The organism is Buttiauxella sp. B2 (assembly GCF_006376615.1).
Classification (GTDB): domain Bacteria; phylum Pseudomonadota; class Gammaproteobacteria; order Enterobacterales; family Enterobacteriaceae; genus Buttiauxella.
In genome coordinates this window covers 271,908-290,290 of record NZ_VEXQ01000003.1, presented here as the reverse complement: position 1 = coordinate 290,290, position 18,383 = coordinate 271,908, and the positions used below count along the sequence as shown (strand labels likewise).

The following is an 18,383-nucleotide window of genomic DNA, read 5'->3' as shown; positions in this document are numbered from 1 at the left end:
AAAATAGTGGTTGTGGTTGAGTTTACCCGCCGAAGGATTGACGCTCCAGAGTAAAAACGCGTTACAATTGTTGTGGTTATTCATTTGTCTACATTCATACCAACGAAGAGTGATTATGCGTACAGTCCTTAATGTTTTGAACTTTGTACTGGGGGGCTTTCTAACCACCCTATCCTGGTTGCTGGCCACTCTTGTCAGTATCATTTTTATTTTCACGCTCCCGCTGACTCGTTCCTGCTGGGAGATAACCAAACTCTCTTTCGTTCCATATGGGAACGAAGCTGTTCATGTTGATGAGCTAGACCCACAGAGCAAAAGTACAATCATGAACACTGGCGGTACATTACTGAATATTGTGTGGCTGATATTTTTCGGCTGGTGGCTCTGTGTACTGCACATCTGCACTGGCATCGCACAATGCATCACTATTATCGGCATTCCTGTGGGAATCGCTAACTTCAAAATAGCAGCGATTGCACTCTGGCCAGTGGGTCGTCGTGTCGTTTCTGTTGAAACTGCACAGGCTGCGCGTGAGGCCAATGCACGCCGTCGCTTCCAGTAAATTTGAAAAGGATAGTGAGTATTAATGCTTAGCCCAATTTTGCGCCGCTATACCTGGAATAGTACCTGGCTCTATAACTTGCGCATTTTCATTGCACTTATAGGCACCACCGCCTTTCCCTGGTGGTTGGGCGAAGTCAAACTTACTATCCCGCTAACCCTGGGCGTTGTTGCAGCAGCCCTTACCGATTTGGATGACCGCCTGGCTGGCCGTCTGCGTAATCTTCTGATTACCCTGGTTAGCTTCTTTATTGCCTCAGCGTCTGTAGAATTGTTGTACCCATGGCCAGTGTTCTTCGGTATTGGGCTTATGGTTTCAACCAGCGGGTTTATTCTGCTGGGTGGATTAGGCCAGCGTTACGCCACTATCGCCTTCGGCGCACTGCTTATCGCAATCTATACCATGCTCGGTATTTCTTTGTATGAACAATGGTACCAACAACCCATTCTGCTGTTAGCGGGTGCCATCTGGTACAACTTGCTGACTCTTGCCGGGCATCTCATTTTCCCGATTCGACCGCTGCAAGATAACCTGGCTCGTTGTTACGAGAGTCTCGCACGCTATCTTGAAGTCAAAGCCACGCTGTTTGACCCTGATATTGAAGAAGAAAGCCAGGCTCCAATGATTGAGCTTGCCATGGCCAATAGCCAACTTGTAACAACCCTGAACCAAACCAAAGGTTCGTTACTGACTCGCTTACGTGGCGATCGTGGGCAACGTGGCACACGTCGCACCCTGCATTACTATTTTGCCGCTCAGGATATTCACGAGAGAGCCAGTTCTTCACATATTCAATATCAGGCACTACGCGATAAATTTCGCTACAGCGATATTATGTTCCGATTTCAGCGCTTGCTGACCATGCAATCTCAGGCATGTTTGCAGCTTTCTCGCTCTATATTGCTACGCGTGAAATATCAACACGACCCGCGTTTTGAACGCGCATTCACTCATCTGGATGCCGCAATGGAGAGACTGAAAGCAGATCAATATCTGGTGGGTGAACTAAAAGCACTTGGCTTCCTGGTAAGCAATTTACGCGCCATCGACGCTCAATTAGCGACAATTGAATCAGAGCAAGCTTTGGCTGCTCCGGAAAGCGATATTGAAAACCGCCTTGCCGATGACCGGTTAACGGGTTTTGGTGATATCTGGCAACGCCTGAAACGAAATTTAACGCCGGAATCTGCGTTATTTCGCCATGCCGTACGGATGTCAGTCGTACTGTGTGTTGGCTATGCATTTATCCAATTTACAGGACTTAAGCATGGCTATTGGATACTGCTGACCAGCCTCTTCGTTTGCCAGCCAAACTACAGCGCTACACGTCGCCGCTTAGCCTTGCGTATCATCGGTACTTTAGTGGGAGTGGCTATCGGGCTTCCGGTGCTGTACTTCGTGCCGTCAATTGAAGGGCAGCTTATTTTAATCGTTATTACCGGCGTACTCTTCTTTGCCTTTCGCAATGTGCAATATGCTCATGCCACCATGTTTATCACCTTGCTGGTGTTGTTGTGCTTCAACCTGTTGGGTGAAGGGTTTGAAGTCGCGATGCCGCGTATTTTCGACACATTGCTTGGGTGTGCCATCGCCTGGGCCGCGGTAAGTTTCATCTGGCCTGACTGGCGTTTCCGTAGGTTGCCATTAGTGGTGGAACGAGCGTTCAACGCTAACTGCCGTTATCTGGATGCAATTCTTGAGCAATACCATCAGGGAAGAGATAACCGCCTTGAGTACCGAATTGCGCGCCGTGATGCACACAACAAAGATGCTGAACTGGCTTCGGTGGTATCTAACATGTCCTCTGAACCGCGTGTTTCGACGGATATGCGCGAAACGGGATTTCGCTTGTTGTGTCTCAATCACACCTTTAACAGCTATATATCTGCATTAGGTGCACACCGTGAAAAACTGGCTAATGAGGATATCCTGCTGCTGCTTGATGACGCAGTGTGTTATGTCGATGATGCACTTCATCACCTGCCCACCGATGAAGATAGAGTTCAAAAGGCGTTGCAGGGGTTGTCTGAGCGCATAACTTCGCTGGAGCCGCAACCAGATACCAAAGAGCCGTTAGTACTTCAGCAAATTGGCCTGCTGGTTGCGCTGTTGCCAGAAATATCCCGTCTTCAGCAACAAGTTTCACAACAGCACGATTAACGCATGTGCCGTTGCTGGTAAAGATGCCCCCACTCGACTAACTCCCGGCGTGTTGCAGCCGGGAGTGCAGCTTCATGAATACCACAGATAGCTCCAGCCAACGCCAACAAGACCTGCACACCGAGCCTTTTATTTCGGTTCCTCAGCTTAATCCACGAACGTTTCGCCCCATAAGCATGGAGGGTTCGCACATCAGCAATACCAGCTTCCCACAGCATCATTTCCAGGTTGTGCGTTAAATTCGGTAAATCTTTAAGGCGCTTTTGAGCTTTCTGGCGGGATTTTTCGCGACGGGCACTAAACAGGGCACCGGTTGAAAGTTGTAATAGCTTTTCCTGGTCGCGCCACAACTCTTCATCAATACGATAATAATTGAGTTCAATCGTGCGCCCACGTTTGTTGTAAACCAGAGGTGCTGACTCCCTTTTAACGAAATAAACCTCCGATTGTTCACACGCACGTAGATAAAGTTCCCCTTCGGAAACCATGGCAAACACAACATTCTCGACAGTTAAACTGTAACCACCAAATAGTGAGCGATAGCTAATATCGCCTAGAGAGGATAAACATTCTTTTGATTGATGAATCCTTGCATATGATCGCTTCTTCATGAATATATCCTTAAATATCATGCCATAATGCATCACGACGCTTATTACCGCGTCCTGTAACAGGAAAATAAGTAACCTGATGGCTGGCGGCAATCACATTCTTTCTTTCTGCAGATTTACGTGGTGAATTTGCGATATGCTTTCCGAAATTTAGATTGATCTTTGTTCTTATAGGCATTACTGTATATTCATACAGTAACCCATCAGGCGGGATTAACTATGCAATCACATAACGTTCTAACTCACGTTGCCACTGTTCCAACTTCTGCGCCTTCATCAGCTCAGTCATCAGTCGCTAACAACACTAGAGGGTTGATCAGTGAAGTGATTTACAGCGAAGATCAGCCATGGGTTACGCAGTTGGTGTTGTTGCCATTGCTTCAGCAACTTGGGCAGCAGTCGCGCTGGCAGTTGTGGCTCACACCACAGCAAAAATTAAGCCGTCAATGGGTGCAATCTGCGGGTCTTCCACTGACTAAAGTTATGCAGGTAAGTCAGCTAGATCCACTTTTTACCGTAGATGCTATGGTAAAAGCACTGCAGACAGGGAATTACAGCATTGTGATTGGTTGGTTACCGCAAGAATTAACTGACGAAGAACATCTACAGTTGTCCTCTGCTGCAGAAATGGGTAATGCTATTGGGTTCATTATGCGTCCGATGCGCACCTCGGAAACAGGTCATCGACCACGAACTGGTCTAAAAATTCATTCTAGTTTGTATCATTAAGTAAATTTCAGAGAAATCCTGGAACTTTTTCTCAACTACTGACAAATCATTGTGAATTATTGCGGATCCACGTCCCAAGCCGCTTCAGGCGGCCTTTCAGCAAATTCTTAGAGTGTGAATTACACACAAAGTTGTTATAAAATGTGTACAGAAATCGTTTTTTTTCATATGCCTGACGGACTTCACACTTGTAAGTTTTCAACTACGTTGTAGACTTTAGCTCGCTAGGGTTGCTCTTCATAACACCGATTGATCGGTAGAGTAACAAGGGAGCATAAACTCGGGCGAAGGATTTAACCCTGGGCTTTAGAGCGATTTTAAAGCTCATGGCCTTTTTGGATGATAATGAGGCGCAAAAAATGAAAAAGACAGCTATCGCGATTGCAGTGGCACTGGCTGGCTTCGCTACCGTAGCGCAGGCCGCACCGAAAGATAACACCTGGTACGCAGGTGGTAAGTTGGGTTGGTCTCAGTACCACGATACTGGTTTCTACGGAAACGGCTATCAGAACAACAACGGCCCAACCCACAGCAGCCAGCTTGGTGCTGGTGCGTTCGGTGGTTACCAGGTTAACCCGTACGTTGGTTTTGAAATGGGTTATGACTGGTTAGGTCGTATGCCATATAAAGGCAGCGTTGATAACGGTGCTTTCAAAGCGCAAGGCGTTCAACTGGCTGCTAAACTGAGCTACCCAATCAATGACGACCTGGACATCTACACTCGTCTGGGTGGTATGGTATGGCGTGCAGACTCTAAAGGTAACTACAACAACGGTACTACTCGTATCAGCGACCACGACACTGGCGTTTCTCCGCTGGCTGCAGTTGGCCTCGAGTATGCAATCACCCGTGATATCGCAACTCGCCTGGACTACCAGTGGGTTAACAACATCGGTGACGCGCAAACTGTTGGTACTCGTCCAGATAACGGCATGCTGAGCGTAGGTGTTTCTTACCGTTTCGGTCAGGAAACTATGGCTCCTGTTGTAGCTCCAGCTCCGGCTCCAGCTCCAGAAGTACAGACCAAGCACTTCACTCTGAAGTCTGATGTTCTGTTCAACTTCAACAAAGCAACTCTGAAGCCAGAAGGTCAGCAGGCACTGGATCAACTGTATACTCAGTTGAGCAACCTCGACCCGAAAGATGGTTCTGTTGTAGTTCTGGGCTTCACCGACCGTATCGGTTCCGACCAGTACAACCAGAAGCTGTCTGACAAACGTGCACAGTCTGTTGTTGATTACCTGATTTCTAAAGGTATCCCAGCTAACAAGATCTCCCCACGCGGTATGGGCGAATCTAACCCAGTTACTGGCAACACCTGTGATAACGTAGCTCCTAAAGCTAAACTGATTGATTGCCTGGCTCCAGATCGTCGCGTAGAGATCGAAGTTAAAGGTATCAAAGACGTTGTAACTCAGCCTGCTGCATAAGCTAAGTTACCGTTATAAAAAACCCCGCTTCGGCGGGGTTTTTGTTTTCTATTCTCTGAATAAAAGAGCTGAGACTTAAAGCACAGCGACATTACAGCTGTACATTAATATTACTCTTTACCAAGCAAAGCTTGGAGATCTTGTTTGAGAGAAGACATCTGATTCGCGTATTGCTCTTTACGCTCAGCATCCTCAATCAGTTGTACAATAGTTTCTGAGAGTGTGCACCCACGTCGATGAGCAAGCCCTGCTAGTCGCTGCCAAACCAAATACTCAAGGTCGATGGACTTTTTACGCGTATGCTGATGTTCAGCATTAAAGTGCCGTTTACGCCGCGCGCGAATAGTCTGCTTCATGCGGTTGTGGAGTTCTGGATTCATATGTTTCTCTATCCAGCTCAACACATGCACAGGCTCATTTTCCAGGCGTAGCAGTTCATCAACGGCTTCTTTTGCCGCACTAGCTTCGATGTAACGCGTGATAAGCTCGCCTTCGCGGTGTTTTTTTACCAGATACTTCCACTTCCAGCCGCTCTCGAGATTTTCCAACTGTTGGTATTTCATTGTGATCTCAGTGTGACCGTGTAACTCATTTCAGAATAACAGTTTTTTTTATTTTCGCTTACCTGAAAAATAAAAGCTGTGAACTAAGTAAACTTGTCACTCCGCATAAACCGTGTGCTGTCCTCCCTATTCTTGTATAATCGCGCCTTTGACATCTAATTAATAAATAGCGACTTTGACGACTAATCGACTTGAATGGCGTGCTCTTGTACCTGATACCGATAGCTATCAGGAAATTTTCGCACAGCCTTATGATTCCGAAACGGCCCCCTTCTCCGCTGTGCAACCACGTCTGTCTTACGGACTGGTACAACTCAGCCAACCGGTAGCCTCGGCCGATCTGATGCTGGTAAAAGCCGCTGAAGAAGCCGAATACCTTAACCTTATTGCCACTGCTGCGCGCGAATGCTGGTCTGCGGAAGATTCTCTGACTGGCGGTCATTATCTGATTGATGGTCAACGCATTACGTTACGCCCGGTTGAGTCCGTAGATGATAATTTTGCGGGTCAGGCCGAAGTCGTTGCGGCAGACTGGATCGAAGCAGATCAGCTATTTGGCTGCGTTCGTCAGTTTGCAGGGGAAATCACCCTGACTCCTGGCCTGGTTCACCGTGCAAATGGCGGTATTCTGGTACTGTCATTACGCAGCGTACTGGCACAGCCACTACTATGGCTGCGTCTGAAGCAAATGGTGACGCAGGGTCGCTTCGACTGGATTTCTCCAGATGAAACACGTCCGCTGCCAGTCAATATTCCTTCTTTGCCGCTGAGCCTGAAACTGGTACTGGTTGGTGAGCGTGAATCGCTGGCTGACTTCCAGGATATGGAACCTGAAATGTCATCTCTGGCCATTTACAGCGAGTTTGAAGAGAATCTGCAAATCGCCTCAGCTGATGATATGGCATTGTGGTGCCAATGGATTTATGCCGTTGCGAAATCTAAAGCACTGCCCGCACCAGCAACCGATGCCTGGCAGGTTTTCATTCGTGAAGCCGTGCGTTATACCGGCGACCAGGAAACGCTGCCGCTATGCCCATCGTGGATTGGTCGTCAGCTGCGCGAAGTTGCCGCGTTCACAGAAAATGAAACCTTCGATGCTGCTGCACTAACGCAGATGCTGGCTCAACGCGAATGGCGTGAAGGTTATCTGGCGGAACGCATGCAGGATGAAATCCTGCTTGAGCAAATCCTTATCGAAACCGAAGGGGAAATGGTTGGCCAGATCAACGCACTGTCGGTGATTGAGTTCCCAGGCCACCCTCGCGCATTCGGCGAACCTTCCCGAATCAGCTGTGTCGTGCACGTTGGCGACGGCGAATTTACTGATGTTGAACGCAAGGCAGAACTTGGCGGCAATATTCATGCGAAAGGCATGATGATCATGCAGGCATTTTTGATGTCAGAGTTGCAGCTCGATCAGCAAATTCCCTTCTCTGCATCGCTGACTTTTGAACAGTCTTATAGCGAAGTAGACGGTGATAGCGCTTCAATGGCCGAACTGTGCGCGTTAATTAGTGCACTGGCGAATGTGCCGATTTATCAGCATATCGCAGTGACCGGTTCAGTCGATCAGTTTGGTCGAGTACAACCCGTCGGCGGATTAAATGAGAAGATTGAAGGTTTCTTCCGTATTTGCCAGCAACGTGAATTAACCGGGCAACAGGGCGTTATTATCCCCGTTTCGAATGTGCGTCATCTTTGCTTGCATCAGGATATTCTCGATGCGGTAGAACAAGGCCAATTTACTATTTGGGCCATCGATGACGTCACGGATGCACTACCCTTATTAACAAATCTGCCCTGGGATGGCGAAGGGCAAAATACGCTTATGCGTGCGGTACAAGAGCGAATTGCTCAGGCATCCGCGCAAGACATGCGTCACCGTTATCCGTGGCCACTGCGTTGGCTTAACTGGTTCAACACAAACTGATCGGACTTGTTGAGCGTACACGTGTTAGCTAACATGCGTTCTTCATTATAAAAAGGCTTACTGTAAACATGGTAGATAAACGCGAATCCTATACTAAAGAAGATCTTCTTGCCTCTGGTCGTGGTGAACTGTTTGGCGCTGAAGGCCCTAAGTTACCTGCGCCACCTATGCTGATGATGGACCGCGTGGTCAAGATGACCGAGGACGGCGGTAACTTCGATAAAGGTTACGTTGAAGCAGAATTAGATGTGACTCCTGATCTGTGGTTCTTTGCTTGCCACTTCATCGGCGATCCAGTAATGCCTGGCTGTTTGGGTCTGGATGCCATGTGGCAGCTGGTAGGTTTCTACCTGGGCTGGTTAGGTGGTGAAGGTAAAGGCCGTGCGCTGGGTGTGGGTGAAGTGAAGCTTGCAGGCCAGATTTTGCCTACAGCCAAAAAAGTAACTTATCGCATTCACTTCAAACGCGTCATCAATCGCCGCCTGATTATGGGGCTTGCTGATGGTGAAGTACTGGTTGATGGCCGTGTTATCTACACAGCTACCGACCTGAAAGTAGGTCTGTTCAAAGACACTTCTGCTTTCTAGTCCTCTGAAATGCGAAACCTCCGCGCTGCGGAGGTTTCTTTCAACTAAAGAGACAGTGATTACGCGGTAACCGCCCTGTCTTCCATGGCTTCTCGCCAGCCTCCCATCCAGTACGACCTCTGATTCAGTGTCTGATAGGGACACATCTCTTTGGAGCGTCCGACGATACCTGCTTGATAACCACGTTGATGAGCCCGTTCCAGGCGATCTCGTTTTTGTCTCTTCATGCCTCGTTTCCCTCATTTCTTGATCTATCAAATGGATCTGGTGGAAAGAAAACAGTGGCTACAAAACGTGCAACCACATATAACGAATACCTCCAAAAGACGCCACCGTCAATGCGCAAAATTCACGCCAATGTCATAAATGTGAGCTACGCAGAAGAGTATTTGTACAAAAAATGTGAAATCGCACAGGTAACAAACTCATGTCAAAAGAAAAGCTGCGCCCCGTTTTGTCGACGGTTGACGCAGCTTTTTTGTGCTACCGAGGTGATTAATTAATGCGTGTCAGTTGGCTGGCAATGCTTTGAGCCTCTTGCTGCCAAGCCTGAGCTAACGTTTTTACCATGGAATCATAACCATCAGCTTGTTGCTTCAACTCAATGTGAAACGGACGTTTAATCAACTGTCCCTGGTGGTTGAGAAGCCATTCACCACTAACAATGACTTTGCCATCGTAATGCCCATGGAAACCCGTCACGTTAACACTCAGAGTATCCTGATCGTTGCCCAGTGGTTGTGACGCCACAACCCATCCCGGCAAAGCGCTGCTCAGATTGCTCACCAGTGTATTACGCAATTGCTGATCCAGCGGGCTTGCCCATAAATTGCTGGTAGCAATGACATACTGCACATCACTGGTCTGATAGACCACGCCGTTTCCGGCGAGATAATCTTGAACAGCAACCTGATCTACCCACAATAGATGTGTACCAGGCTGACTCACAGCCTGCATAGCAGGCGATGAGCTTTGAGGTAGCTGATAGTATGTCTTTCCATCGCCACTGCTACTACAGGCCGTTAAAACTAAAACAGCAACTAGCGGAAGCCATTTTTTCATTCTTTAGCCCTCTTCGGCTGGGGATCTTTTTTATCCTTCGCTTCAAAGACCAGCGAATTGCTCTTATCGTTCAGCGTTCTCAACACAGGTTGCAGCTCACGCAGAACCTGATCAAGACGCTGCATATCGCCTACCATCTTGTTGTAGGCCGCAGAACCCGGCTGGAAGCCCTGCATGCTGCGATTAAGCTCGCGCAGCGTTGTCTGCATATCTTCTGGCAACGATTGCATCGATTTATTCGACGTAATCTTATTAAGATTATCAAGTGTCTGCTGCAAGTGCTGCATAGTACGCTGGCTTTCAGCAAGCGATTTGGTGGTCTGTTCAATCATCGGATTCAGTGGCAAGTTATTAATCTTATCCAGTGTCTCCAGTAAACGTTGTTGGATTTGAGCCAAGCCACCACTCATGGTCGGGATAATTGGATAACCACTAAACGTCGTCATGCCAGTGATTGGCGGCGCTTTAGGGTAGAAGTCGAGATCGATGTACAGCGCACCGGTAACAATATTGCCTGTTTTCATCGAGGCTCTTAAACCGCGTTTAAGCAGTGCATCCAACGCCATTTGTATATCCGTTGTTTCGCCAACCATGTTCTGCAAACGCTCAGGCTCGATGCGAATCAATACTGGAATACGGAAATCATCATTCAATGCCTGACGCATGCCAGGCGTGAAGAATGGCACTCTTGCAACCGTGCCTAAACGAATTCCACGGAATTCAATTGGCGCCCCCGGTTGCAAGCCTCGCACCGAGTCTTTGAAGAACATCAGGTAATCAATATGCTTGGTATAAAGTGAATCCTGAATGCTTTTCTGGTCATCGAACAGTCTGAATTCACTACCCGGAGAAACGGGTTCACCTTGCTCCAGACTTTCTGGTACATCGAAACTCACACCACCGCTAAACAGCGTTGTCAGCGAGCCCATCTCTACACGCATACCTTGTGAAGATAAATCGACTGCCACACCGCTGTCTTTCCAGAAACGTACGTTGCTGGTGACCAGACGGTCGTTCGGCGCACCGATAAACAACTGATAACTAATAGCACGTTTTGCCGGATCGAAGGTGCTGGTTTCCACAGACCCAACGCGATAGCCACGGAACAGCACTGGGTCACCAGGAGAAAGTTGGCCCGCTTTATTGCTATCGAGCGTAATGCGAATACCCTTAGCGTCAGGTGGAGCAAGAGGAGGCGCATCCAGCAAGTCATATCGTGCAGGCTTCGCCCCTTTGGTTCCTGGTTGCAGTTCAATGTAAGCACCTGAAAGCAATGTGCTGAGACCCGAAATACCTTCACGGCCTATCTGAGGTTTTACCACCCAGAAAACCGAATCCTTATGCAACAGCTTTTCCATACCGGAATGCATGCGCGCAGTAATCTCTACATGAAGGAGGTCATCCGAAAGCACGGCGCTTTCTACAACCCCCACGTCAACACTGCGGCTTTTGATGGTGGTTTTACCACCTTCAATGCCTTCTGCATTGGTGGTAATGAGCGTGACTTCCGGCCCCTGGTGGCTATAGTGATAAAATAAGATCCACGCGCCAATCAGCACAGTAACGATAGGGAAAATCCATATCGGGGACCAGTTTTTTACCTTTGTTACTTTTGCTTCCCCGCTTTTATTTTCCATGCTCAGAAGACTCCTCATGAGTTGAATCCGGTGCGCGATCCCAGGACAAGCGAGGGTCAAAGGTCATCGCTGCAAACATTGTCAAAATAACCACTAGTGCAAACAGGACGGCCCCAATAGCCGGATAGATATTCATTAATCCTCCCATGCGTACCAGAGCCGATAAAACCGCAATCACGAAGACATCAATCATCGACCAGCGCCCGACAAACTCGACCACTTCGTAGATTAAATGCATCCTTTCACTATCACGACGCCCGTGGCCTTTTGCATCCCAACATAGCCACGCAATCGCCAACATTTTGAGCGTCGGTACCATAATACTGGCGATGAAAATGACCATAGCCACCGGATAAGACCCCTCGCCCCACAACAGGATAACCCCGGCAATAATCGTCGAGGGGATTTTGCTTCCCAGGACTTCGGTAATCATAATGGGCAATATGTTGGCAGGGAGATAAAGCATAATTGAAGTCAGCAACAGAGCGAGTGTCCATTGCAAACTGTGGCGACGACGAACATATCCCTTGGTGCCACAACGTGGGCAAACTTCCTGATCCTCAGGGACGATAGCTGTGCAGCATGGGCATGAACGTAACCCTTGTCTAATACCCGATATACCAACCTTCAGCGGTGCAGCAATAGCAGGTTCAGGGGCAATATCATCCCAAAGCCAACGTCTGTCCACACATTGGAACGCTCGCAGCTGTAAAATGCAAAACAGGCACCACGGTACAAAACTACTGCCGACGCCAATGTCACCATAGGCCATAAGTTTGACAAAACTCACCAATACACCGGCAAGGAAGATTTCAGCCATGCCCCAACTTTTTAGCTGGAACAGGATGCGAGCCAGCCGTTTTTTCAGCGGCAGCGGCATTGCCGCCTGATTAACCAACAGCAGAATAGTGATTAAGCAGAACGCAGGCACCGCTTGCACGAATGCCATAAAGAACGTGCCGAGGCTTGCGTAATCCTCGTTAAAAAGCACACCAGGAATTTCAAGCAATGAAACTTCACTGTTGATACCTGCGACTTTCATACTGATGAAGGGAAAAAGATTGGCGAGCAACAGCATAAACAACGCTGCCAACGCATACGCTGTAGGTCGTTGACGCGGCAAGGCCCATTGCGTAACCAGCGTGGTTTCGCAACGTGGACAGACGGCCTTATGGCCGTCTTCCAATTCTGGTAGTGCTACCAGTAAATCGCACTGTGAACACAATATGTGTGAACGATGGTGATGCGTGGCACACATATCGTGTCTCCTGGTTACGCGCCGTTTTTCAGAGCTTCAAGATATTCCCAACGTTCAAAAGCCTCTTCCAGTGCTTTTTCCGCTGTACTCAGGTCGCTCAGTGTTTTTTGCGTGGCATCGTGAGGCTGGTTGAAAAACTCAGCATCCCCAACCTTCGCTTGTAGCACTTCCAGTTCAGCCTCAAGTTGTTCAAGACGTTGTGGTAATTGCTCTAATTCACGTTGCAAGTTATAGCTTAGCTTGCTAGCTGCACGTTTAACAACTTCCGCCTTAGCGGGCTGGTTGTTTTGCACTTTTTCTGCCACAGGTTGGCGCAAAGATTGAGCAGACGCTTGCTGGCCTTTAGCATCGTGATAACCACCGACGTAGCGACCAATTTTGCCTTCACCTTCAAAAATCCAGCACTCTGTCACTGTGTTATCCACAAATTGACGATCGTGGCTCACCAGCATCACGGTGCCCTGATAGCCATCAATCAGCTCTTCTAGTAATTCGAGCGTTTCAACATCAAGGTCGTTGGTCGGTTCATCGAGAATTAACAAGTTACTTGGTTTAAGGAACAAGCGCGCCAGCAACAGACGATTACGCTCACCGCCTGACAACGCACGCACTGGCGTCATTGCCCGTTTTGGATGGAACAAGAAGTCCTGCAAATAGCCCAGAACATGGCGTGGCTTGCCGTTCACCATCACTTCTTGTTTGCCTTCCGCGAGGTTGTCCATCACAGTGCGATCAGGATCAAGCTCTGCGCGGTGCTGGTCAAAGTAGGCCACTTCCAGTTTTGTACCGCAATGTACGCGCCCGCTATCCGCTTTCAACTGATCTAACATCAGTTTCAGCAGTGTAGTTTTACCACAGCCGTTTGGCCCCACCAGCGCGATTTTATCGCTGCGTTGAACCTGTGCGGAGAAGTCTTTCACCAGCGCACGTTGGCCGATGCTGTAGCAAACATCTTCCATCTCAAAGACAATTTTGCCCGAGCGGGCTGCTTCTTCGACCTGCATTTTGGCACTGCCCAGCACTTCACGGCGCTCACTACGTTCGTTACGCATCGCTTTCAATGCGCGAACACGGCCTTCGTTACGTGTACGGCGAGCCTTGATCCCTTGGCGAATCCAGACTTCTTCCTGAGCCAGTTTGCGGTCAAACTCGGCGTTTTGCAGATCTTCAACGCGCAGCGCTTCTTCTTTCGCCAGCAGATATTGATCGTAATTGCCTGGATAAGAAACCAGTTTGCCACGGTCAAGATCGACAATACGGGTAGCCATATTGCGGATGAATGAACGGTCGTGAGAAATAAACACGATGCTGCCCTGGAACTCTTTAAGGAAACCTTCGAGCCAGTCGATCGCTTCAATATCCAGGTGGTTCGTTGGTTCATCAAGCAACAAGACGCGCGGAGAACTCACCAGGGCGCGGCCCAATGCCGCTTTACGCAACCAGCCACCGGACAGTGCAGACAGCTCAGTATCTGCATCCAGACCTAATTGCAGCAGCACTTCATTAATACGGCTTTCCAACTGCCAGAGATTCTGGTTATCCAGGATGTCCTGAATACGTGCCATCTCGTTGAGGTTTTTCTCGCTCGGATCGGTCATCACTTTATGAGAAATATCGTGATACGCCTTGAGGTGTTCAGCCTGCTCTTCAACACCTTCAGCAACGAAGTCATAAACGGTGCCCGCGACATTACGCGGTGGATCTTGCTGCAAACGCGCAACGATCAAATCTTGTTCATAAATCATGCGGCCGTCATCTAACGGCACTTCACGATTCAGTATCTTCATCAGCGTCGATTTACCGGCACCATTACGGCCCACTAAACAGACGCGTTCGTTTTCTTCAATGTGGAGTTCAGTGTTATCTAATAACGGTGCGTCGCTAAACGACAACCAGGCACCGTGCATACTAATTAATGACATAAAAATTAATCCTTGGCTGCGTGAGTAACGAGCCAGCAGTTATGAATTTGGCGATTACGGGCAAAGTCTTGCGACTGAGTTTTCTGAGTGATTTCCTGAGCGTTCAAGCCCAGATTAGCTAGCCCGTCAAAGTCCATTTTGAAGCCGCGTTTATTGTTGGAGAACATAATGGTGCCGCCATGGCGCAACAGACGTTTAAGGTCTTTCATCAGCACCAGATGATCGCGTTGGACATCAAAAGATTCTTCCATACGTTTTGAGTTCGAGAACGTTGGTGGATCGATAAAAATCAGATCAAACTGTTCGTCGGTTTCACGCAACCAGCCCAGGCAATCAGCCTGAATCAGACGGTGCGCACGGCCACTCAAGCCGTTAAGGCGCAAGTTACGCTCAGCCCATTCAAGATAAGTACGGGACATATCGACGGTAGTCGTCGTTTTTGCACCGCCTAAACCTGCATGAACAGTCGCACTACCGGTATAAGCAAACAGGTTGAGGAAATCTTTCCCTTTGCTCATTTTGCCTAGCATATGGCGCGCAATACGGTGGTCGAGGAACAAACCGGTATCAAGATAATCAGTCAGGTTAACCCACAGGCGAGCGTTATATTCGCTGACCTCCATGAAATGACCTTTCTCATCCATTTTCTGATACTGGCTTTTCCCTTTCTGGCGCTCACGGGTTTTCAGAATCAGTCTGTTGGATGGTAACTCAAGCACAGAAAGCGTTGCGGCAATAACATCAAACAGGCGCTGGCGTGCTTTATTCGCATCAACCGTTTTTGGCGGTGCATATTCCTGCACCACAACCCATTCGCCGTAGCGGTCAACAGCGACGTTATAGTCCGGCAAATCTGCATCATAAATTCGGTAGCATTCGATACCTTCCTGACGCGCCCATTTATCGAGTTTTTTTACATTTTTACGCAGGCGGTTAGCGTAGTCATCAGCAATCTGCCCTGATACCGCACCGGTGCTAGTTTCCGATAACTGGTAGTTTTTCTGAACGCAGTCCAGTGGGCCATTTTTCGCTTTGAACTGACGTTCTGCACGCAATTGCAGGCAGCTTAGCAAATCCGGAGATGCACTAAACAAGGACAAGTTCCAGCCGCCGAAATGGGTCTTCATGTTACGGCCTAACAAGCTGTGCAGAGCAATCAGAGCGGGCTCGCTATCCAGTCGCTCACCATATGGTGGGTTGCTGATAACTGTACCTGCAGGCCCTTCAGGCAGTGGATTACTCAGTTTTGCGACATCTCTCACTTCATAGCTGATGATATCGGCCAGGCCCGCACGGCGGGTATTGGCACGAGCACGTTCAATAACACGTGAGTCGTTATCAGAACCGTAGAAACGAGAGGTGTATTCGCCCAGACCTTTGCGCGCACGAACTTGCGCTTCGGTGATGATTTCTTTCCACAATTCCACATCATGGTTCGCCCAGCCAAGGAATCCCCAATGCTTGCGGTGCAAACCAGGCGCACGGTCAGTGGCAATCATCGCCGCTTCAATCAGCAACGTACCGGAACCACACATTGGGTCGAGCAGCGGTGTGCCCGGCTGCCAGCCTGAACGCATAACAATGGCTGAAGCCAGTGTTTCTTTAATAGGTGCAGCACCGGTGCTGTCACGGTAGCCACGCTGATGCAGGCCTTCGCCGCTCAGATCCAGCGCAATGCTGGCGGTATCTTTATTAAGCCAGACGTTAATACGCAAATCAGGTTGTTCGCGCTCAACATTCGGACGAGGTAAGTTTTTGCGCGTGAAGGAGTCAACAATTGCATCTTTCACTTTTAGCGCGCCGTACTGGCTGTTACGAATAACGTCGTTCAGACCGCTGAAATGCACTGCAAATGTGGCATCCGGCCCAAACAGCGCTGGCCAGTCGATGGTCTGTACGCCGAGGTACAAATCCAGATCGCTATAAACTTTGCATTCGTTTAATGGCAGCAGAATGCGGGACGCAAGGCGGCTCCACATCAAGCTTTGATAGAGCAGACGTGAGTCCCCCTGGTAATGTACGCCGCCCTGAACTACCTGGCATGCTTGCGCACCAAGGCCCTCCAGTTCAGTTTTTAATAGCTCTTCAAGCCCACGCGCCGTACTGGCAAACAGAGAATTCATATCGTCACTTAATCAGGTGTAAAAAGAAAATAGTGGCGCATTATAGCTAATCCGCCACGCATGTCATAAAGTTGCCCTCTTATTATTTTTACACGCATGGAGGGCGCAATGATTAACTTATCCCAACTTTATATTCATCCTGTGAAATCCATGCGTGGCCTGGCACTTTCGCATGCTCAGGCAACCGCCAGCGGTTTATCCTTTGACCGCATTTTTATGGTGACAGAACCCGACGGCACATTTATTACCGCGCGTCAGTTTCCACAAATGGTGCTGTTCACCCCTGCCATCACTCATGATGGTTTATTCCTTAGCGCCCCGGATGGTAGCTCCGCCACTGTCCGCTTTGCAGATTTTCAGCCAGACGCCGAACCAACTATGGTTTGGGGCAATCATTTCACCGCTCAGATAGCCCCCGACACAATCAACCAATGGCTAAGCAGCTTTTTTTCACGGCCAGTACAATTACGCTGGCTGGGCGAAACTTTAACGCGCCGCGTTAAACGTCATGAAGAAGTGCCACTGTCCTTTGCCGATGGCTTTCCCTTCCTGCTCACTAACGAAGCCTCTTTGCGCGATTTACAAAATCGTTGCCCAGCAAGCGTGAAAATGGCGCAGTTTCGCCCGAACATTGTGATAACTGGCGCGCAGGCGTGGGAAGAAGACAGCTGGCAGGTAGTGCGCATCGGTGATGTAACGTTTGATGTCGCCAAACCTTGCAGCCGCTGTATTTTCACGACTGTCAGCCCGGAGCGTGGACGTAAACACCCAAGCGGTGAACCACTTGCAACGCTACAAAGTTTCCGCACAGCGCTTGATAGTGGTGATGTCGACTTCGGACAAAATCTGATTGCCCGTAACACTGGCATTATTCGTGTCGGCGATGAGCTTGAAGTGCTGAAAACAAAACCGGCCAGAATTTACGGTGCGGGGGCCGTGGCTGAAGAAGTTGAACCCTTCGAGCAGCAAGAAAGTATGGTTGCCATTGACTGGCAGGGCCAGCAATTTCGCGGTAACAATCAGCAGATTTTGCTGGAACAACTCGAACAACAAGGTATCCGTGTGCCCTATTCCTGTCGGGCTGGAATCTGTGGCAGTTGCCGAATTAAATTAGTCAGTGGGGAAGTGAAAGCGTTGAAGAAAAGCGCTATCAGCGATGACGGCACTATCTTGTGTTGTAGCTGTATTCCGGCGGGTGATGTGGAACTGGCTGGAAATTAAACCGCTGTATCCAGACTAAGGTCGTTGCTTACCGGTTGCGGTCTTAATCTGTCGTTCATCACTTTAATCGCATCACCAAGCTGCATAGTGCGGCCAGCAAGCTGTAAGCCGGGTTGTGCCAGTAAACAAAGTGCGGCGTTATCGCCCGTTTCCACCACCAGCAGATTCACCTGCTGCATATCATCGCTCAACCATACACAAGCGGCATCGCCTGGTATCGGTTGCCAACATTCCCCATGGGAGAGGAAGTGCCAGCTTTTTGGCATTTGCGGCTTGAGATAACGAATAGCAACCAGCGCATTTAATACCAGTTCTGCACGCTGCTCTTTAGTTAAAATAAGCTCACGACATTTTTCTTCAAAGGAAAAGAACAAAGCGGCATCATCAACACAAAACCCTGTGTTTTCAAAGGCATCAGGTGTCAACATTTTACGAGGGAAACGCGAACGGAAAAGCATACCATTGGCTAAATCGAGCATCATGCGATCATGCTCTTCATCATAATACCAACGCCAATTATCGTCCGGTTTAATCCGCATAACTATTTGCCCTTTCGTCTATTCCTGCGATTTAAAATATCCTTATCGC

Annotated in this window: 16 protein-coding genes; 7 read left to right on the top strand and 9 right to left on the bottom strand. The window is 48.8% G+C overall.

Annotated elements, in window-relative coordinates; genetic code table 11:
• Positions 1-115 precede the first annotated feature (115 nt).
• Positions 116-562 (top strand): YccF domain-containing protein, encoded by a 447-nt coding sequence (locus FH968_RS06275; protein ID WP_139878283.1) that lies wholly within the window; start codon positions 116-118, stop codon positions 560-562.
• Positions 563-586: 24 nt separating this feature from the next.
• Positions 587-2,722: a YccS family putative transporter gene (gene yccS / locus FH968_RS06270; RefSeq protein WP_139878282.1), complete on the top strand. Its 2,136-nt coding sequence runs from the start codon at positions 587-589 to the stop codon at positions 2,720-2,722.
• On the opposite strand, the gene FH968_RS06265 is transcribed toward yccS, so the two are convergent.
• The gene (locus FH968_RS06265; RefSeq protein ID WP_139878281.1) at positions 2,719-3,333 is read right to left on the bottom strand and encodes a TfoX/Sxy family DNA transformation protein; all 615 of its coding nucleotides are present in this window, start codon (positions 3,331-3,333) and stop codon (positions 2,719-2,721) included. The genes yccS and FH968_RS06265 overlap by 4 nt on opposite strands.
• Before the next feature lie 219 nt (positions 3,334-3,552).
• Here FH968_RS06265 and sulA point away from each other — a divergent pair, with 219 nt between their 5' ends.
• Positions 3,553-4,062, top strand: coding sequence for an SOS-induced cell division inhibitor SulA (gene sulA, locus FH968_RS06260; RefSeq protein ID WP_139878280.1), 510 nt, complete (start codon positions 3,553-3,555; stop codon positions 4,060-4,062).
• Positions 4,063-4,421: 359 nt separating this feature from the next.
• Positions 4,422-5,492 (top strand): porin OmpA, encoded by a 1,071-nt coding sequence (gene ompA, locus FH968_RS06255; RefSeq protein ID WP_139878279.1) that lies wholly within the window; start codon positions 4,422-4,424, stop codon positions 5,490-5,492.
• 110 nt (positions 5,493-5,602) lie between these two features.
• Here ompA and matP read toward each other — a convergent pair whose 3' ends face one another.
• Positions 5,603-6,055: a macrodomain Ter protein MatP gene (matP, locus tag FH968_RS06250; protein ID WP_139878278.1), complete on the bottom strand. Its 453-nt coding sequence runs from the start codon at positions 6,053-6,055 to the stop codon at positions 5,603-5,605.
• 175 nt (positions 6,056-6,230) lie between these two features.
• Here matP and FH968_RS06245 point away from each other — a divergent pair, with 175 nt between their 5' ends.
• Both FH968_RS06245 and fabA read left to right on the top strand, forming a co-directional pair.
• Positions 6,231-7,985 (top strand): Lon protease family protein, encoded by a 1,755-nt coding sequence (locus FH968_RS06245; RefSeq protein WP_139878277.1) that lies wholly within the window; start codon positions 6,231-6,233, stop codon positions 7,983-7,985.
• Positions 7,986-8,053: 68 nt separating this feature from the next.
• Positions 8,054-8,572: a bifunctional 3-hydroxydecanoyl-ACP dehydratase/trans-2-decenoyl-ACP isomerase gene (fabA, locus tag FH968_RS06240; RefSeq protein WP_139878276.1), complete on the top strand. Its 519-nt coding sequence runs from the start codon at positions 8,054-8,056 to the stop codon at positions 8,570-8,572.
• A gap of 59 nt (positions 8,573-8,631) precedes the next feature.
• Here the strand turns inward: fabA and rmf are convergent, their stop codons facing one another.
• The 6 genes from rmf to rlmKL all read right to left on the bottom strand — a co-directional run bounded on the left by rmf (position 8,632) and on the right by rlmKL (position 16,574).
• Complete coding sequence (rmf, locus tag FH968_RS06235; protein WP_034456319.1) at positions 8,632-8,799, bottom strand: ribosome modulation factor; 168 nt, start codon at positions 8,797-8,799, stop codon at positions 8,632-8,634.
• 268 nt (positions 8,800-9,067) lie between these two features.
• Entirely contained in the window at positions 9,068-9,634 is a 567-nt protein-coding gene (gene pqiC, locus FH968_RS06230; protein ID WP_139878275.1) for a membrane integrity-associated transporter subunit PqiC, read from the bottom strand.
• Positions 9,631-11,271, bottom strand: coding sequence for an intermembrane transport protein PqiB (gene pqiB / locus FH968_RS06225; protein ID WP_139878274.1), 1,641 nt, complete (start codon positions 11,269-11,271; stop codon positions 9,631-9,633). Before pqiB ends, pqiC begins: the two co-directional genes overlap by 4 nt.
• Positions 11,261-12,529: a membrane integrity-associated transporter subunit PqiA gene (pqiA, locus tag FH968_RS06220; RefSeq protein ID WP_139878273.1), complete on the bottom strand. Its 1,269-nt coding sequence runs from the start codon at positions 12,527-12,529 to the stop codon at positions 11,261-11,263. Before pqiA ends, pqiB begins: the two co-directional genes overlap by 11 nt.
• Before the next feature lie 14 nt (positions 12,530-12,543).
• Positions 12,544-14,451 carry an ABC transporter ATP-binding protein gene (locus tag FH968_RS06215; protein WP_139878272.1) on the bottom strand — a complete coding sequence of 636 codons (1,908 nt, stop codon included), beginning with the start codon at positions 14,449-14,451 and terminating at the stop codon, positions 12,544-12,546.
• A gap of 5 nt (positions 14,452-14,456) precedes the next feature.
• Positions 14,457-16,574 (bottom strand): bifunctional 23S rRNA (guanine(2069)-N(7))-methyltransferase RlmK/23S rRNA (guanine(2445)-N(2))-methyltransferase RlmL, encoded by a 2,118-nt coding sequence (rlmKL, locus tag FH968_RS06210; protein ID WP_139878271.1) that lies wholly within the window; start codon positions 16,572-16,574, stop codon positions 14,457-14,459.
• Between the two features lie 108 nt (positions 16,575-16,682).
• On the opposite strand from rlmKL, the gene FH968_RS06205 reads away from it, so the two are divergent.
• Positions 16,683-17,795, top strand: a complete 1,113-nt coding sequence (locus tag FH968_RS06205) for a YcbX family protein (protein WP_139878270.1) — start codon at positions 16,683-16,685, stop codon at positions 17,793-17,795.
• On the opposite strand, the gene zapC is transcribed toward FH968_RS06205, so the two are convergent.
• Positions 17,792-18,334 (bottom strand): cell division protein ZapC, encoded by a 543-nt coding sequence (gene zapC, locus FH968_RS06200; protein WP_139878269.1) that lies wholly within the window; start codon positions 18,332-18,334, stop codon positions 17,792-17,794. The two genes, FH968_RS06205 and zapC, sit on opposite strands and share 4 nt — an antisense overlap.
• Positions 18,335-18,383: the final 49 nt, after the last annotated feature.

What these genes read in the sequence shown, in the direction of transcription:
- FH968_RS06265 (WP_139878281.1), bottom strand. Translation starts at nt 3,333, where the DNA reads ATGAAGAAGCGATCATATGCAAGGATTCATCAATCAAAAGAATGTTTA.
- ompA (WP_139878279.1), top strand. Translation starts at nt 4,422, where the DNA reads ATGAAAAAGACAGCTATCGCGATTGCAGTGGCACTGGCTGGCTTCGCT.
- FH968_RS06215 (WP_139878272.1), bottom strand. Translation starts at nt 14,451, where the DNA reads ATGTCATTAATTAGTATGCACGGTGCCTGGTTGTCGTTTAGCGACGCA.
- rmf (WP_034456319.1), bottom strand. Translation starts at nt 8,799, where the DNA reads ATGAAGAGACAAAAACGAGATCGCCTGGAACGGGCTCATCAACGTGGT.
- matP (WP_139878278.1), bottom strand. Translation starts at nt 6,055, where the DNA reads ATGAAATACCAACAGTTGGAAAATCTCGAGAGCGGCTGGAAGTGGAAG.
- sulA (WP_139878280.1), top strand. Translation starts at nt 3,553, where the DNA reads ATGCAATCACATAACGTTCTAACTCACGTTGCCACTGTTCCAACTTCT.
- pqiA (WP_139878273.1), bottom strand. Translation starts at nt 12,529, where the DNA reads ATGTGTGCCACGCATCACCATCGTTCACACATATTGTGTTCACAGTGC.
- FH968_RS06275 (WP_139878283.1), top strand. Translation starts at nt 116, where the DNA reads ATGCGTACAGTCCTTAATGTTTTGAACTTTGTACTGGGGGGCTTTCTA.
- zapC (WP_139878269.1), bottom strand. Translation starts at nt 18,334, where the DNA reads ATGCGGATTAAACCGGACGATAATTGGCGTTGGTATTATGATGAAGAG.
- FH968_RS06205 (WP_139878270.1), top strand. Translation starts at nt 16,683, where the DNA reads ATGATTAACTTATCCCAACTTTATATTCATCCTGTGAAATCCATGCGT.
- fabA (WP_139878276.1), top strand. Translation starts at nt 8,054, where the DNA reads ATGGTAGATAAACGCGAATCCTATACTAAAGAAGATCTTCTTGCCTCT.
- pqiB (WP_139878274.1), bottom strand. Translation starts at nt 11,271, where the DNA reads ATGGAAAATAAAAGCGGGGAAGCAAAAGTAACAAAGGTAAAAAACTGG.
- rlmKL (WP_139878271.1), bottom strand. Translation starts at nt 16,574, where the DNA reads ATGAATTCTCTGTTTGCCAGTACGGCGCGTGGGCTTGAAGAGCTATTA.
- pqiC (WP_139878275.1), bottom strand. Translation starts at nt 9,634, where the DNA reads ATGAAAAAATGGCTTCCGCTAGTTGCTGTTTTAGTTTTAACGGCCTGT.
- yccS (WP_139878282.1), top strand. Translation starts at nt 587, where the DNA reads ATGCTTAGCCCAATTTTGCGCCGCTATACCTGGAATAGTACCTGGCTC.